We start from the raw sequence: 15,049 nt of genomic DNA on the forward strand, positions 1-15,049 counted from the left end.
ACACGATGACCACGGTAGGAATCCTGGGCGGCGGCCAGCTTGCCCGCATGATGGCGTTGTCCGGTGCGCCACTGGGCCTGCGCTTCCTGGTGATGGACACGGTTGCCGACGCCTGCGCCGGTCAATTCGCGCCTTTGATCGTCGGCGACTGGCGCGACGAGAAGGCGCTGGGCGAGTTCGCGTCCCGGGTGGACGTCACCACGTTCGACTTCGAAAACGTACCGGCCGAATCCGCGCAGTGGCTGGCCGAGCGCGTGCCGGTATTCCCGCAACCGCGTGCGCTCGCCGTGGCGCAGGACCGCCTTGCAGAGAAGACGTTGTTCCGCGAACTCGGCATCCCGGTTCCGGAGTTCGCCGCGATTGCCTCACGCGAGGATCTCGACAGCGCGATCGCGCAGCTGGGCACGCCCTGCATCCTGAAGACGCGCCGCCTCGGCTACGACGGCAAGGGGCAGTTCCGCATCAAGACACCCGCCGATGCCGTGGCCGCGTGGGACGCGCTTGGCGCGCAGGCGACGACAGTCGGCCTGATCCTCGAAGGCTTCATCGCCTTCGAGCGCGAGCTGAGCGTAGTCGCCGTGCGCGGCCGCGATGGCGAGTTCCGCACGTGGCCGTTGACCGAGAACTGGCACGTCGACGGCGTGCTGTCGGCCAGCCTGGCGCCGGCAAAAGTCGACGCGGCGATGGCGCAAACCGCTTTCGACCATGCGAAGAAGCTTGCCGAAGCCCTCGATTACGTCGGTGTCTTCGCATTGGAACTGTTCTGCCGCGATGGCGAACTGCTCGCCAACGAACTCGCGCCGCGCGTGCATAACTCCGGACACTGGACGATCGAGGGTAGCGAGACCTCGCAGTTCCAGAACCACCTGCGCGCCGTGCTCGGCCTGCCACTGGGCGACACACGCATGGTGGGCCTGGCCTGCATGCTCAACTGGATCGGGTCCATGCCCGACGCCGGTGTCGTGCTGCGCGAAGCCGGCGGCCACTGGCATGACTACGGCAAGGAGCCGCGCGCTGGCCGCAAGGTCGGCCACGCGACATTGCGCGCGGATTCCGCAAGCGACCTGGCGGTGACGCTGCAGCGTACCGGGGCGGCATTGGGACGCGAAGCGCAGGTGGCGCCGGTGGTCGCGGCGCTGCGCGGCGGTTGATCCCTCGGGATCGGCTCATCGATCAGCCGGCCGGCGCCGCCAGTCGCTGCATCCGCAAGGTCAGTGCGATCGAGTAGGTGAGGTAGTAGCCGATCAGCGCCGCGGCGAAAGCGAGAGTGAGCGGGCTGGCTCCCGTGCCTGCCTGCTGCATGAAGCCGCCATGCAGGACGCGCCATGCGAGCCGGCCGAGCAGCAGCGCCGACAATGCGCCGCCGATCCATGGATTGGGCACGTAGCTGCGCATGCCCTCCGCCGCTTCGATCCGCGTCAGCGCCACCCCGTAGAAACCCAGCGCCAGCCCCGATGCGAGCCCCGTTGCAACCGCCCAGCCCGCGTGCGGAACGAAGATGCCTGCAAGGACCAGCGACACCAGCACCAGCGCAAGCAGGGCGATCCGCGCCAGCGTGCGGCGGGGTTGCCACGGTTGCCTGCCGAACTGGCGGCGAATGCGCCCGTAGTACATCCAGCCGATGCCGGCGGTAAGGGCGTAGGGAAGCAGGGCAGGAAGCGCGGGTGCGGCCATGACGGGTCCTTGTTCAGTTCACGGCAGCTTATTGGTCCGCGCCGGTCCGGCTAGGTGCCAAAGGTCAGATTCTGCGGCGACATAGGCCAGAAACAGGAACGGCCGGATTGCCCGGCCGTTCGGTGCCCGATGCGTGGCGCTCGGATCAACGCAGGTTCGAAGCCACGAAATCCCAGTTGACCAGGTTCCAGAACGACTCGACGTACTTCGGGCGCGCATTGCGGTAGTCGATGTAGTACGCGTGTTCCCACACGTCGCAGGTCAACAGCGGCGTGTCCTCGCCGGTCAGCGGCGTGGCGGCGTTGGACGTGCTGACCAGTGCCAGCGAACCGTCCGGACGCTGCACCAGCCAGCCCCAGCCCGAACCGAAGGTGCCGACCGATACCTTGGTGAACTCTTCCTTGAACTTGGCGAAGTCACCGAAGGCCTTGCTGATGGCGTCGGCCAGCTTGCCGGTGGGCTCGCCCCCACCATTGGGCTTGAGGCAGTTCCAGTAGAACGTGTGGTTCCACACCTGCGCGGCGTTGTTGAACATGCCGCCCTGCGACTTGCGGATGATGTCCTCCAACGGCATGTCGGCGAATTCGGTGCCCGCGATCATGTTGTTGAGGTTGGTCACGTAGGCCTGGTGGTGCTTGCCGTAGTGGTAGTCGATCGTCTCGGCCGAGATGTGCGGTTCGAGCGCGGTGCGGTCGTAGGGAAGGGCGGGCAGTTCGATGGCCATGGCTGGCTCCTTGCTGGCTGGAAGGGGCGCCGGCCGCGCCGGATGGGCGGCGGCGGGGCGAAAGCTTTTACAATACGCATTGTATCCCCACGTTCAGCTGCCCGGTCCTCACGAGCCGGAGACGCGCCTTCCGCTTCTGCGCAGCGCCTTATCCCAGGAGTAGTCCATGTCTGTCATCGAACGGATCCAGGCCGAAGTCGAAGGCCATCCGATCGTCCTCTTCATGAAGGGCACCGCGCAGTTCCCGATGTGCGGGTTCTCCAGCCGCACCGTGCAGGCGCTGAAGGCCGCCGGCGCCGGCCAGCTGCACACCATCAACGTGCTCGAAGATCCGGAAGTGCGCGCCAACCTGCCGCGCTATTCCAACTGGCCGACCTTCCCGCAGCTTTTCATCAACGGCGAGCTGATCGGCGGCTGCGACATCACCCTCGAGCTGTTCGAGTCGGGCGAGCTGGCCCGCATGATCAGCGAAGCCCAGCAACAGTGAGTGCCGCCGCCGCGCCGGGTTCGGAACCGGCATTGAAGGACCGCGTCGTGCTGGTCGCCGGCGCGCATGGCGGATTGGGCAGCGTCGCCAGCGTCGCTTGCGCGCGCGCGGGTGCGACGGTCGTGCTGCTGGGGCGCAAGGTGCCGAAGTTGAATCGCGTGTATGACGCCGTCGCGGCCGTCGGGCCCGAGCCTTTGCTGTATCCGCTGGACCTGGAAGGCGCTTCGGCCGATGACTACGCGCACATGGCGCAACAGATCGAAAGCGAACTCGGCCGCCTCGATGGTGTCCTGCATTGCGCGGCAAATTTTGCCGGGCTCACTCCGCTCCAGCAGACGGACCCGGCTGCATTCGCACGCGCCATCCACGTCAACCTGACCGCGCGCTGGTGGCTGACGCAGGCCTGCATGCCATTGCTGGCCAAGGCCGCCGACGCGGCGGTGGTGTTCGTGCTGGATGACCTCGCGCGGGTCGGCAGTGCGTACTGGGGTGGTTATGGGCTGGCCCAGCATGCGATGGCCGGGCTGATCGGCATGCTGCAGTCGGAAGTGGAGAGTTCGAGGATCCGGGTTTCCGGCTTGCAGCCGGGCCCCATGCGCACGCCGCTTCGGGCCAAGGCATACCTCGAGGAGACCGATCGCGTCGGTCGCGATCCGGAAGCCTACGCGCAGGCCTGCGTTACCCTGCTGTCGCCGGAAGGCGCCGGCCACCGCGGCCGGATCTGGACGCCCGACTCGTGACCGTACTCTGATGACGATCGCCTCAGCCGCCCTGTTGCTGTTCCTGATCCTGGATCCGCTGGGCAACATCCCCGTCTTCCTCAGCCTGCTGCGCGGGCTGCCGGCGCGACGCCAGCGGATCGTACTGGCGCGGGAACTGCTGATCGCACTGGGCGTGCTGATGGTGTTCCTATGGGGTGGCAAGTACGCCCTGGAATTGATGCACCTGCGCCAGGAATCAGTGTCGATCGCCGGTGGCATCGTGCTGTTCCTGATCGGCATCCGCATGATCTTCCCGCCGCCGGAAGGGTTGATGGGCGAACTGCCCGGGGGCGAACCCTTCATCGTGCCCATGGCCATCCCCCTGGTTGCCGGTCCCTCCGGCATGGCCGCGGTGATGCTGATGGGCAGCAACGATCCGGGCCGCCTGGCCGACTGGAGCCTTGCGCTGCTGCTGGCGTGGACTGCGACCGCAGCAATCCTCTTCAGCGCCACCTATCTCTACAAGTGGTTGGGCACCCGCGTGCTGATGGCCGTGGAGCGGCTCATGGGCATGCTGCTGGTGGCCATCTCGGTCCAGATGTTCCTGGACGGCCTGGGCACCTACCTGAAGATCGCGCCGGGCACCTGAGCCCGGCTCACCGGAGCGCGAGATTCCGTGACCGCGTCACGGACTTGACATGAATCCGCCGCAGTATGGGTTAAACTGGCGTTAACCCAACCGGTTCCGGTGGGGTCAGGGGCTCCAATAAATCAGTTTGCAGCGTGCCGGCTGGATGCGGGCGCGTCGCTGCACGTCACCTTTTCTTCACATCCGAATTTCCGAGGCATCCCAAACAATGACTCATTCGAATCGCGTCCGCATGTCGAAGCTCACGCTCGGCCTGCTTGCCGTTCTTGCAACTGCTCCTGCATTCGCACAGAGCACCTCCGCTGGTGTGGGTGGCCGCGTCACCGGCGCCGATGGCAGGCCCGTAGCCGGCGCCGAAGTCACCATCACGCACACCGAGTCCGGCACCGTCAGCCACGCCATCACCGATGCGGACGGCCGCTACAACGCGCGCGGCCTGCGCGTGGGCGGTCCGTACACCATCACGATCAACAAGTCTGGCGAAGGTTCCACCAGCCAGGACGGTGTGTACCTCAACCTCGACAAGGTCAACCAGGTCGATGCGGCGTTGAATGCCGAAGTCACCACGCTGGAAGCGGTCAAGGCAGTCGCGGTCGTGGGCTCGGAGTTGTTCAGTGCGACCAAGATGGGCGCAGGTTCGAACATCACGCGCGAGCAGTTGACCACGATGCCGAGCATCAACCGCAACCTGCAGGACTTCGTCCGCCTGGATCCGCGCGTTGCGCAGACCGACAAGGCGCGCAACGAGATCTCGGTGGGCGGTCAGAACCCGCGCTTCAACGTGATCCGCGTCGACGGCATCAGCGGTGCCGACTCCTTCGGCCTGGAGTCCAACAGCCTGCCGACCCCGCGCCAGCCGTTCTCGATGGACACCATCGATGAAATCGCGGTCGACGTGGCGAACTACGACGTCACCATCTCCGGTGGTACCGGCGGCGTCATCAACGCCGTGACCAAGTCGGGCACGAACGACTTCCACGGTTCGGTCTACGGTATCTACCGTGACAACGACTGGTCGGGCAAGAACCAGAACGACATCCGTCCGCAGCTCTTCCAGGACGAAACCACCTACGGCATGACCTTCGGTGGCCCGCTCGTCAAGGACAAGCTGTTCTTCTTCGCCAACTACGAGAACTACAAGGGCAAGGGCCTGTTCACCGGCAACTCGGGCTTTGGTCCCGTGGGTTCGGGCGAGAGCAACATCGTCGGCATCACGCAGGCCCAGATCGACGAGGTCATCAGGCTGGCGCAGCTGAAGGGCTTCGACCCGGGCACGATGGACAAGCCGGCGCTGGACACGGAAAGCGAAGAGTACGGCCTGAAGATCGACTGGAACATCAACGACGCCCACCGCGCCAGCTTCCGCTATGGCAAGACCGAGCAGAACACTCCGTTCCTGCAGGGTTTCAACGCCTCGCAGCTTGCGCTGAATACCTATCATTACGTCCGCGACTTCAGCCTGGAAACCTACACGGCCCAGCTCTTCAGTGACTGGAACGACGTATTCTCGACCGAAGCCAAGATCTCGTACCGCGACTACTCTGCCGTGCGCAACCCGCTGGCCGACCTGCCGGCGATCGCGATTCGCATCGGCAGCAACACCCTGAACCTCGGCACCGAAGAGAACACCCACGCCAACGTCCTGGAAACCCAGACCTGGAATGGCTTCTTCGCCGGCAATCTGTTCCTTGGCGACCACACCGTCAAGTTCGGCGCCGACTACGAGTCCAACGACGTCTACAACCTGTTCGGCCGTCGCGTGAACGGCGTCTATACCTTCAACTGCATCAACACGGTCACCAACCCGACCACGGGTGCCGGTTGCGCGCAGTCGTTCGAAAGCGGCCGCTCCAGCCGCTACCAGCTGTTCTATCCGCGCGGTGGCGACCTCGACAACATGGCGGCGGTCTTCACCCAGGAGAACCTCGGCCTGTTCGTGCAGGACAGCTGGGCGGTCAACTACAACCTGACGCTGACCTACGGCCTGCGCTACGACCGTTCGATCGTCGACGACAAGCCGACCTTCAACGCCGCGGCTTCGAGCGTGTTCGGCGTGCGCAACGACAACACCATCGACGGCACCGAGCTGTGGTCGCCGCGCCTCGGCTTCAACTACACCTTCGACGCCGAGCGTCCGACCCAGGTGCGCGGCGGTCTGGGCCTGTTCAAGGGCTCGGCGGCAACGGTGTGGCTGGCCAATCCGTATGCCAACAACGGCCTGTCCTACACGGACTACGTCTTCACCAATGGCATCGCGAACTTCTCGCCGGATCCGGACAACCAGATCAACCAGTTCACGCCGGGTACGGGCGCCACGCAGTCGGTCGACTTCCTCGATGACGACCTGGCCCAGCCCTCGGTGTGGAAGGCCAACTTCGCGTTCGATACCGAACTGCCGTTGTGGGGCGTGGTCGCTTCGACCGAGCTGGTCCTGACCTCGGTCAAGGACGGTATCTTCTACCAGCAGCTGAACCTCGGCGCGCCGACCGCCGTGGGCCAGGATGGTCGCCTGATCTATTGGAACAACACCGGCGCCAACAACGGCCTGCGCCCGAACAGCTGGAACGTCAACGGCGTGGTCACCGGCGGTGATGCGCGTTTCAACCGCAATCGCGCCTACAACGACGCGATCATTGCCAAGCAGACCGGCAAGGGCGAGAGCCAGCAGCTGAGCTTCTCGCTCAGCAAGCCGTTCAACAACAGCGACTGGTCGTGGAATGCGTCGTACACCTACACCAACGCCAACGAAGTCAGCCCGCTGACCAGCTCGACCTCGAGCTCGCAGCTGGGCAACACTTCGATCTTCCAGGCCAATGAGGAAGTCAACTCGACCTCGAGCTACGAGATCAAGAACCGCTTCCTGGGCACGGCGAGCTGGAAGCACGCGTTCTTCGGTGACAACGACACCATCGTGTCGATGGTCTACGAAGGCCGCTCGGGCCGTCCGTACAGCTACAACTTCGACAACGACGCCAACGGTGACGGCCGCCTCAATGACCTGCTGTACATTCCGTCTGCCCCGGGCGACGTCGTGTTCGGTTCGGCTGCCGAAGAAGCTGCGTTCTGGAACTTCGTCAGCCACAACGACTACCTGATGCAGCACCAGGGCCAGGTCGCCGAGCGCAATGCCGCGCAAGGTCCCTGGGTCAACCAGTTCGACCTGCACCTCTCCCAGGAATTCCCTGGCTTCATGAAGGGGCACAAGGCGGAGCTGTCGTTCGACATCCTCAACTTCGGCAACCTCCTCAACAAGGACTGGGGCCAGATCGAGGAAGTCGCGTTCCCGTCCATGCGCGGCATCGTGGAATACGGCGGCATCTGCGGCGCCGGCGGTGCTCCGCTGACCGGCACCTGCGTGGGGAATGCAGGCAAGTACGTGTACCGCTGGAATGGTGCCGACAACCTGACCATCTACGACGACAAGGGCATCTCGCGCTGGAGCGCCCAGGTGAGCTTCCGCTACAAGTTCTGATCGTCGATGCAGGCAATACGAAACGGCCGGGGAAACCCGGCCGTTTTTTTGTGGGCGCCGCTGCGCTAGAGTCCCCGCAATACGACACGAAGAAGCCAGAAATGAAGACCACCCTCGAAGCCATCGACACCAGCCTGCCGACGGTGAACACCCACATCTATCCGCGCGGGGGGCTGGACGTGCTCTCGCGCTCCGAAGTCGCCCGCCTCAGGGATGCCTCCGCCGGTGGCATGCACGACCTGCTGCGCCGGTGCGCGTTGGCCGTGCTGACCAGCGGCAGCGCCTCCGACGATCCGCGCGCCGCGCGCGAGCTCTACCCCGATTTCGACATCGAGGTGCAACAGCAGGACCGGGGCGTCCGCATCGACCTGCGCCATGCGCCCGCCATGGCCTTTGTCGATGGCGAGATCATCCACGGCGTCGCCGAACTGCTGTTCGCGGCCGTCCGCGACCTGGCCTACATCTCCATTGAACTGGGGGAGGAGGGCGGTCGCGACCTGCACAGCAGCGACGGGATCACCGACTCCGTTTTTGGCCTGCTGCGCAACGCGCGTCTGCTGCGTCCGGCGGATCCGAATCTCGTGGTCTGCTGGGGCGGCCATTCCATTTCGCGCGAGGAATACGTCTACACCAAGCAGGTGGGATACGAGCTGGGCCTGCGCGGGCTAGACATCTGCACGGGCTGCGGCCCCGGTGCAATGAAGGGCCCGATGAAGGGCGCAACCATCGCGCACGCCAAGCAGCGCAAGCGCAACACCCGTTACATCGGCATCACCGAGCCCGGCATCATCGCCGCCGAGTCGCCAAACCCGATCGTCAACCACCTGGTGATCATGCCGGACATCGAGAAGCGCCTCGAGGCATTCGTGCGCCTGGGGCACGGCATCATCGTTTTCCCGGGCGGAGTGGGGACGGCGGAGGAAATCCTGTACCTGCTCGGCATCCTGCTACGCGAAGAAAACGCCAGCCTGCCATTGCCGCTGATCTTCACCGGACCGACGGCCTCAGCGCCTTACTTCGAGCAGATCGATCGCTTCATCCGCCTGACCCTGGGCGAGGAAGCCACGCGCCGCTACCAGATCATCACCGGCGACAGTGCCGAAGTTGCCAAGCGCATGGCTGCGGGCGTCCGCAAGGTCCGGGAACACCGCATCGCCCAGAAGGATTCGTTCTTCTTCAACTGGTCGATCGCCATTCCGGAGGAGTTCCAGCGCCCCTTCGTTCCGACGCACGAGGCGATGGCCGCCCTCGACCTGCACCACGGGCGCAAACCCCATGAGCTGGCCGCCGACCTGCGCCGCGCTTTCTCCGGAATCGTTGCCGGCAACGTCAAGGAGGACGGCATGCGCCGCATCGAGGAGCGTGGACCCTTCGAGATCCACGGCGATACCGAGATCATGCAGTCGTTGGATGCGCTGCTGCGCGCGTTCGTCGAGCAGCGCCGGATGAAGATTGCCGGTGAATATCGGCCTTGCTACCGCGTGGTGGCGTAGCTCAGTTGCAAGATGCCGTGGACCACGCCGGCTTGGTCGCCCGGGTGACGACCAAGTTGCCGCAACGATCTCCGATCTGTGCGCCTGCTGGTGTGGCGGTGAGGGTGTAGCTGATTGCGTCCTCCCCCGACAGACCGATCGTGTAGGACGTCGTGGCGGTAGTGGCGGACGGGCAGGTTGTGCAGCCTGCGTACGACGGGTTTTCGGCACGCCAGCGCTCCAGGGCCAAGCGCACTTCCCCTACCGCTTGCATAGCTTCTGCACGCCGCCCCTTGCGGACGTACTCCTGATACGACGGCAGTGCAATTGCGGCCAGGATCGCGACGGCTGCGACCACGATCATGAGTTCAATAAGTGTGAAACCCTTCGCGTTACGCATGCGTGCCCCCTTACGTTCGGCAAAATAGTAGCACTCGGCTTCCGTGGTGAGCCTCTGCTGGATGGCGCTTGTCCCTCCAAACCGGCCGCTCGTCCGTCGCAGCTTGCAGGGGCTGACGCTGGCTTCCTAAAGTCCAGCTTGGTCAATCTAGGGGGCGCCCGTGGCTGGGAACAAACACAACAAGGCGTCCGGCGTCACGTTGATTGAATTGATGGTAACCCTCGCAGTGCTGGCGATTTTGGCCGTCCTTGCGGGCCCATCGTTTGCGGACTTCATCGACAGATACCGCTTGCGGGGCGCCGTCGATGATGCCGTTAGCCTGATTTCGAATGCGCGGGCCGAGGCCGTGAAGAACGACCGCGACGTAAGCATTGCGTTCGGAGGCGCCACGGCAGACTGGTGCGTCGGGGCAAACGCCGCCGTGGAGCCGACGGGTGGAAGACCTGCCGCCGGAGCGGAGCCATGCGATTGCAGAACGGTGGCCACGTGCCAGGTTGGTGGGCAGACGCTGGCCGTTGCGCAGGGCAGTCATAGTGGTGTCACTGTGAATAGCGTCGCCACAGCTTTTGTCTTCAGCAGCAAGCTGGGGGTCATTTCTCCGCTGGGGACCGCAAGCGCGACATTCACCTCGCCAACTGCGAAGTACGACCTGCGGCTCAACGTAAACGCTTTGGGTCAATCCGCCGTATGCGTTCCTTCCGGCAAGCCGGCGATTGCAGGAGTTTCCTCATGTTGATTCGGCCTGAGGGTCGCCGCGCCCGCATGCGCGGTTTCACGCTTATCGAGTTGATGGTGGCGATAGCGCTTGGCCTGATTGTAATGGCCGCCGTGCTCACTCTGGTCCTGTCGATCATTCGCTCCAATAACCAGACGGTCCAGTCAACGCGATTGAACCAGGAGTTGCGCGCTACCGCGGCCGTGATCGCGTCTGACCTCAAGCGCGCCAGGGGCGTGCAAGACCCGTTGGCTGCTGCCAAGCAGGGAAACATCTATGCCGATATCTATCTGGATGGCGTAAAAAACCCTCCTGATGGCACCACTGGCCAATGCATCAGCTATGGATATGCCAATGCCCCCGGTGGCGGCTTCCATGTGATCCGCCTCGACAACGGCAAGGTGTCACTGGGGCAAGCAGGTACCGCGGCCGCCGCGTCATGCGGGCTTGCAGGGGAGCGGCTGAATTCCGCACAGGTTGGAATCAGCAACCTGCGTTTCACCATCAGCGGACGCCAGGTAACCATCACGCTGACGGGGTCGTTGCTGCAAGGGGATTCGCAGTTGACCTCCATCAACAGAACCCTTTCCCAAACCGTGTTCATTCGTTCCGTTGGAAGCTGACGGCGTAGGAGTCCTGATATGAGCTCTGCTAATCAAGTTCGCGCGCCCGGCAACCAGCGTGGCACTGTCCTGCTAGTTGCCATCGTCATACTGCTGTTGGCCAGTATCGCAACCGTCTTTGCCTTGAATGTCGGCATATTCGAGACGAGAAGTACCGCCAACGACGCGCGCGCCAAGATGGTCAATGAGGTTGCAGAGGCGGGGCTGTCGGAAGGGTTCGAATTCCTGATGCGCCAGCATAGCGACTGGCTGGACGATCCGGCGCGCTGGGAACAGTGCGTGGACACGGATACGACATTCCCCTGTGGCGCGGTGCCGCAGTTCGAACCGGATGGAACGACGCCGAGGCGCGCGACGATGTACCGGTTCATCGGTGGCAACGACATCCAGGGCATCGACGATAATCTCGATGTCCACATGCTCACCATGCCCAACAAGCTGGCCACCGTTGGCGGGTTCAATGTTTCCTACGGGGTCGCGCCCGTGCTGTGCCGGGTTGCGCGCCCGCTTCCCACGGAGCCCGCCAATACTCCCGTGCGGTGCGCAACGGATCCGACGAATGCCAACAAACTGCGAATCGCAACGTTTGTTGCCGTGGGCGCTATTCCGGGCGAATCGGCCAAGGCGACTCTGACCCAGACTGTCGGTCTCTACTCCATTCTGCAGAATGGTCCTGAAGTTCCTCCGATTCTCGCATCGGGCTCCGTGGACCTTACCGGTACCCTGCAAGTCGTCACGAACCCGAACAGCGGCGGCCCTGGGGTCCCGGTGTCGATCTGGACGCGTCGTGACGTGGTCAAGCACGGCACACCAAACACCTGCTATGCAGACGAGTTTTTCCGATACGGGGACAAGCACGGTGATGCCCAGTGGGTCGGCACCAACGTGCGTACGACGGTTTGCGACACCTGCGAGTGTTCCGGCGATAAGTCACTGTCTTTCGACAAGTCCGGCAACCAGATCGACGAGGGTATCGATATTCTGGACATCGACGGCAATACGGCTGGCGGTAATGCGCAGCAGGCGAATCGTGACGTTCGGCTGAACATGAACGAGTTCCCCTGCGACCTGTTCGATTACGTGTTTGGCGTCAAGACGTGGCAGGACAACAACAGCGACTATTTCTGCGAGACGCGCAGACCCAGGATTTCATATACCCCGGATTGGAATCCTTCACTCCAGGAATCCGTCTACCCCGACGAGGCGTATCTCTACGCGAATGCAGCGCACATCGTCGTCGACACAAACAACGCGCAGGCGGTGAGGGTTACTGCTGGATCCGACAAGATTGTCACTGCTGGCTATCTTGATCAGAACGCCGCCGGAATGATCTGGTGCCAACCCGGTTGCGACATTGGCTCGGGGGCCGTCGTCGGATCTCCTGATCACCCCGTCCTCCTCGTGATCGATGGTTCTGCCCGTATCCAAGGCAGGGTGTTCGGCATGGTGTTCCTGCGCACTAGTACGGCTGGCCCCCTGGATGCCAGTACCGGTGGCACTGCCGTTCTGGACATGAATGCTGGTGCGACTGTGTACGGGGCAGTGGTAGTGCAAGGTTCCGTGGACAAGGCCAACGGCAATGCGGCGGTCGTCTACAACGGCGACATCCTCAACCGTCTTGCGACCGACCCGGCAGGAAACCGCTACGCCACGCTGCCGGGCGCGTGGACAGACCTGCGTTCTTACTAAGGAGACGGAGCCAATGTCCCGCTCTTACCTGACAAAAAAAGTTCGTGGCTTCTCGCTGATCGAGGTCATGATCGCAGTGGTCGTGCTGGCGACGGGTCTCATGGCGCTGGCTGCCCTGCAAGGCAGTCTCACTAGGAACTCGGCGGAGGCAAAGGTCCGCGGGCGCGTGACGGCAATGCTTTCAGCGCGCATGGACCAGTTGCGGAGCATGGGTTATGACGCCGTCGCGGCGGATGCCGCCACTACCACGGCGGCTGAGAACTGCGCTGCCTCGACACGCCCGTGGCTCTGTGCGGCCGGCAAGGAAGCCGCACTGAACCAGCTTACGGTGGCCCAGGGCGTGCAGGTCTGGTCGGGTGCGATAGGCGCTGTCGGTTTTGCACCCGGGGCCCCGACCGACCCGGCTACCCAACCCCAGTTCAAACGCGTGGAGCTCACTGCGACATGGAGGGATGCGTCTGATGTCGTGCACAACGTGTCCATGTCATCCGACATCAGCGCGCTGGCGTTGCGAAGCAGCCTGGTTCCTCCGCCCGACCCGACAAGTGCAAGCAACGTGCGTCCGGTGGTTCGTGAAGACGATCCGGCCGAGACGGGCATGATTCCGATCGCCATTGGCGATGGAAGCCAGACGGCAGCCACCAACCCCAAGCCTATCGTGGTTGGTCGCAACAACACCCTGATCGAAACCAAGTTCAACGTGCTGACCTACCAGATCGCCGGTGGTGCGGCACAGGTGCAGCAGCGTGTCGAAACCACGGTGGTCGGATGCCGTTGCAAATATGGCAACCAGAGCCAGCTGACGGGCATCTTCTCCCAGAATTTCCGACCGACCTATTGGGATGGGACGCGGTATAAGGTCCCGCAGATGGTCAGCCGCACCAACTCCGCCCTGCGTCCGATCTCCGGCCCCGTTGGTAGTGGCTCGACCGATCGGGACAGCCCGCAGAGCGACCTGTGCACTGACTGCTGTCGCGATCACCACGATGCGAGCGGAGACACGATCAAATTCGATCCCTTCCGCACGGATCCGCATGATCACTATCGCAACAACAATCTGAGCGCGGCCGTCCAGCCCACCAGTGGCGGCGAGTACAACGAGGCTTGCCGTGTAATCCGCGTCGACGGTTTCTGGCGCGTGGCTACGGATGCGCGGGTAGAGCATTTCGACTATATCGGCACGGGTCCGGCGATCACGGATCAAGGGCCTGATCCTGTCTACTCCGACGCCTACAGGACCTTCGTCGTCGACTATCTGCGCAACCGCTTCGTTGGCCCGGACACGGGCGTCTCAGCGGACCAGCGTTACGCGCAGGCTCCGATCAAGAAGCCGGCCTCCATCGCCATTGTCATTGGCGACAAGCGCTACCAGCACACGCACGGCTTGCTGGTGGACCATATCGAGCCCGAGGCGCTGGCGAAGATCAACGCGAAGGTGGCCAGCTGTCCCGCTTCCACGACGGACAAGGCCGATTGCGTCCTGCCCTTTATTCCGTTCACCACCATCAACCTCACGGAGCTCAGCAAGTACTTGCCGAGCAACGACCAGGTCATCGGTGTGCTGGACGGTGGCGTGAACTTCAATGACCCGGCGATCATCCAGGGACGGGTCACTGCCTTGAGTTCGGCACCTCTCGGTTCGACCACGGTAACGGCGGATGCCACCATCAAGCTTTCCAATACGGGTCTTGCAGGCGTACTGCCGATCGATCCGCAGGATGCAACCGTGTTGCCGACTCCGCCCCCGCCGGCTGCCACGTGGACACCGGGCAAGCAGACTTATGTAGTGACCAACGGTACGCCCACCACGGGGGATGATTTCCTGGTCAGCCTGTCGCCGGCGTTCGCCACCATGAACAACGGTACCCTGCTTGACGACCCGGGTATCCGCTGGTCCACGGGTTCGGGGCTGACTCCCTGCAGTGCCAATTCGACGAGTTCGACCAACCCGTACAAGTGCCGCAACTCGGCTGGTTTCGGTGCGGGCACACCAACCACGATTACCGTCTCCGGCTATAACGGATATCAGGCTAGTGACGGCACGGCTATTCCCAGCGGGCAACGCACGATCACATGCACTGAAAACAAGAGCAACAATCCGGGCACGCAGCTCTATACCTTGACCAGTTCGGACCCCATCAATATTTGCAAGAACTATCGGGTACTTCCGGATGCCGCGTACACAGTCGGAACGGTGACCTCGCCAGGTCTCCAGGCGGAACAGACCCCGGTCAATTTCGCATCGGTTAGTGGAGGCGCCAGCGCGACCATCCTCTTCGGCACGGAGGCGGATACCTATTCGTTTACCTGTACATATAAATCCACTGGCCAAGGCGACACGTTCACTGTCGTGGCTGCCGCCTGCCCATAAAGTCAGCTCAAATGGAAGGCCTGCAGCAATGCAGGCCTTTCTTTTGGCAGTCCCAAAGCGCAATAGAAAAAG

General features: G+C 63.3%; 13 protein-coding genes. 10 read left to right on the forward strand and 3 right to left on the reverse strand.

Going from position 1 to position 15,049, the window contains the following annotated elements; translation table 11 throughout:
* Positions 1-5 precede the first annotated feature (5 nt).
* Positions 6-1,151, forward strand: a complete 1,146-nt coding sequence (locus ACXJJ9_RS02605) for a 5-(carboxyamino)imidazole ribonucleotide synthase (protein WP_457095702.1) — start codon at positions 6-8, stop codon at positions 1,149-1,151.
* A 22-nt stretch (positions 1,152-1,173) separates the two neighbouring features.
* Here the strand turns inward: ACXJJ9_RS02605 and ACXJJ9_RS02610 are convergent, their stop codons facing one another.
* Together ACXJJ9_RS02610 and sodB are read right to left on the reverse strand one after the other, a co-directional pair.
* Positions 1,174-1,674 carry a hypothetical protein gene (locus ACXJJ9_RS02610; protein WP_457095703.1) on the reverse strand — a complete coding sequence of 167 codons (501 nt, stop codon included), beginning with the start codon at positions 1,672-1,674 and terminating at the stop codon, positions 1,174-1,176.
* Positions 1,675-1,819: 145 nt separating this feature from the next.
* Positions 1,820-2,398: a superoxide dismutase [Fe] gene (gene sodB / locus ACXJJ9_RS02615; protein WP_457095704.1), complete on the reverse strand. Its 579-nt coding sequence runs from the start codon at positions 2,396-2,398 to the stop codon at positions 1,820-1,822.
* A gap of 166 nt (positions 2,399-2,564) precedes the next feature.
* Here sodB and grxD point away from each other — a divergent pair, with 166 nt between their 5' ends.
* The 5 genes from grxD (at position 2,565) to ppnN (ending at position 9,200) form a co-directional block, all read left to right on the forward strand.
* Positions 2,565-2,885 (forward strand): Grx4 family monothiol glutaredoxin, encoded by a 321-nt coding sequence (gene grxD, locus ACXJJ9_RS02620; RefSeq protein ID WP_310051589.1) that lies wholly within the window; start codon positions 2,565-2,567, stop codon positions 2,883-2,885.
* Positions 2,882-3,625, forward strand: a complete 744-nt coding sequence (locus tag ACXJJ9_RS02625) for an SDR family NAD(P)-dependent oxidoreductase (protein ID WP_457095705.1) — start codon at positions 2,882-2,884, stop codon at positions 3,623-3,625. Before grxD ends, ACXJJ9_RS02625 begins: the two co-directional genes overlap by 4 nt.
* Before the next feature lie 10 nt (positions 3,626-3,635).
* Positions 3,636-4,235, forward strand: a complete 600-nt coding sequence (locus ACXJJ9_RS02630; protein WP_457095706.1) for a MarC family protein — start codon at positions 3,636-3,638, stop codon at positions 4,233-4,235.
* 208 nt (positions 4,236-4,443) lie between these two features.
* A complete protein-coding gene (locus ACXJJ9_RS02635; protein ID WP_457095707.1) occupies positions 4,444-7,707 on the forward strand; it encodes a TonB-dependent receptor in 3,264 nt (1,087 codons plus the stop codon).
* Positions 7,708-7,808: 101 nt separating this feature from the next.
* Positions 7,809-9,200, forward strand: coding sequence for a nucleotide 5'-monophosphate nucleosidase PpnN (gene ppnN / locus ACXJJ9_RS02640; RefSeq protein WP_457095708.1), 1,392 nt, complete (start codon positions 7,809-7,811; stop codon positions 9,198-9,200).
* Position 9,201: 1 nt separating this feature from the next.
* Here the strand turns inward: ppnN and ACXJJ9_RS02645 are convergent, their stop codons facing one another.
* Positions 9,202-9,579 (reverse strand): type IV pilin protein, encoded by a 378-nt coding sequence (locus tag ACXJJ9_RS02645; RefSeq protein ID WP_457095709.1) that lies wholly within the window; start codon positions 9,577-9,579, stop codon positions 9,202-9,204.
* A 160-nt stretch (positions 9,580-9,739) separates the two neighbouring features.
* On the opposite strand from ACXJJ9_RS02645, the gene ACXJJ9_RS02650 reads away from it, so the two are divergent.
* From ACXJJ9_RS02650 to ACXJJ9_RS02665, 4 genes are read left to right on the forward strand one after another with little or no spacing between them, the layout of a single operon-like run.
* Positions 9,740-10,315: a GspH/FimT family pseudopilin gene (locus ACXJJ9_RS02650; protein WP_457095710.1), complete on the forward strand. Its 576-nt coding sequence runs from the start codon at positions 9,740-9,742 to the stop codon at positions 10,313-10,315.
* Positions 10,309-10,917, forward strand: a complete 609-nt coding sequence (locus ACXJJ9_RS02655; protein ID WP_457095711.1) for a PulJ/GspJ family protein — start codon at positions 10,309-10,311, stop codon at positions 10,915-10,917. Before ACXJJ9_RS02650 ends, ACXJJ9_RS02655 begins: the two co-directional genes overlap by 7 nt.
* 18 nt (positions 10,918-10,935) lie before the next feature.
* Entirely contained in the window at positions 10,936-12,606 is a 1,671-nt protein-coding gene (locus ACXJJ9_RS02660; protein WP_457095712.1) for a hypothetical protein, read from the forward strand.
* Positions 12,607-12,619: 13 nt separating this feature from the next.
* On the forward strand, positions 12,620-14,977 hold the full coding sequence (locus ACXJJ9_RS02665) for a type IV pilus modification PilV family protein (protein WP_457095713.1): 2,358 nt from the start codon (positions 12,620-12,622) through the stop codon (positions 14,975-14,977).
* Positions 14,978-15,049 lie beyond the last annotated feature (72 nt).

The sequence above is a fragment of the Lysobacter sp. P5_B9 genome (genome assembly GCF_054049835.1).

What these genes read in the sequence shown, in the direction of transcription:
- ACXJJ9_RS02605 (WP_457095702.1), top strand. Translation starts at nt 6, where the DNA reads ATGACCACGGTAGGAATCCTGGGCGGCGGCCAGCTTGCCCGCATGATG.
- ACXJJ9_RS02610 (WP_457095703.1), bottom strand. Translation starts at nt 1,674, where the DNA reads ATGGCCGCACCCGCGCTTCCTGCCCTGCTTCCCTACGCCCTTACCGCC.
- sodB (WP_457095704.1), bottom strand. Translation starts at nt 2,398, where the DNA reads ATGGCCATCGAACTGCCCGCCCTTCCCTACGACCGCACCGCGCTCGAA.
- grxD (WP_310051589.1), top strand. Translation starts at nt 2,565, where the DNA reads ATGTCTGTCATCGAACGGATCCAGGCCGAAGTCGAAGGCCATCCGATC.
- ACXJJ9_RS02630 (WP_457095706.1), top strand. Translation starts at nt 3,636, where the DNA reads ATGACGATCGCCTCAGCCGCCCTGTTGCTGTTCCTGATCCTGGATCCG.
- ACXJJ9_RS02635 (WP_457095707.1), top strand. Translation starts at nt 4,444, where the DNA reads ATGACTCATTCGAATCGCGTCCGCATGTCGAAGCTCACGCTCGGCCTG.
- ppnN (WP_457095708.1), top strand. Translation starts at nt 7,809, where the DNA reads ATGAAGACCACCCTCGAAGCCATCGACACCAGCCTGCCGACGGTGAAC.
- ACXJJ9_RS02645 (WP_457095709.1), bottom strand. Translation starts at nt 9,579, where the DNA reads ATGCGTAACGCGAAGGGTTTCACACTTATTGAACTCATGATCGTGGTC.
- ACXJJ9_RS02655 (WP_457095711.1), top strand. Translation starts at nt 10,309, where the DNA reads ATGTTGATTCGGCCTGAGGGTCGCCGCGCCCGCATGCGCGGTTTCACG.
- ACXJJ9_RS02660 (WP_457095712.1), top strand. Translation starts at nt 10,936, where the DNA reads ATGAGCTCTGCTAATCAAGTTCGCGCGCCCGGCAACCAGCGTGGCACT.
- ACXJJ9_RS02665 (WP_457095713.1), top strand. Translation starts at nt 12,620, where the DNA reads ATGTCCCGCTCTTACCTGACAAAAAAAGTTCGTGGCTTCTCGCTGATC.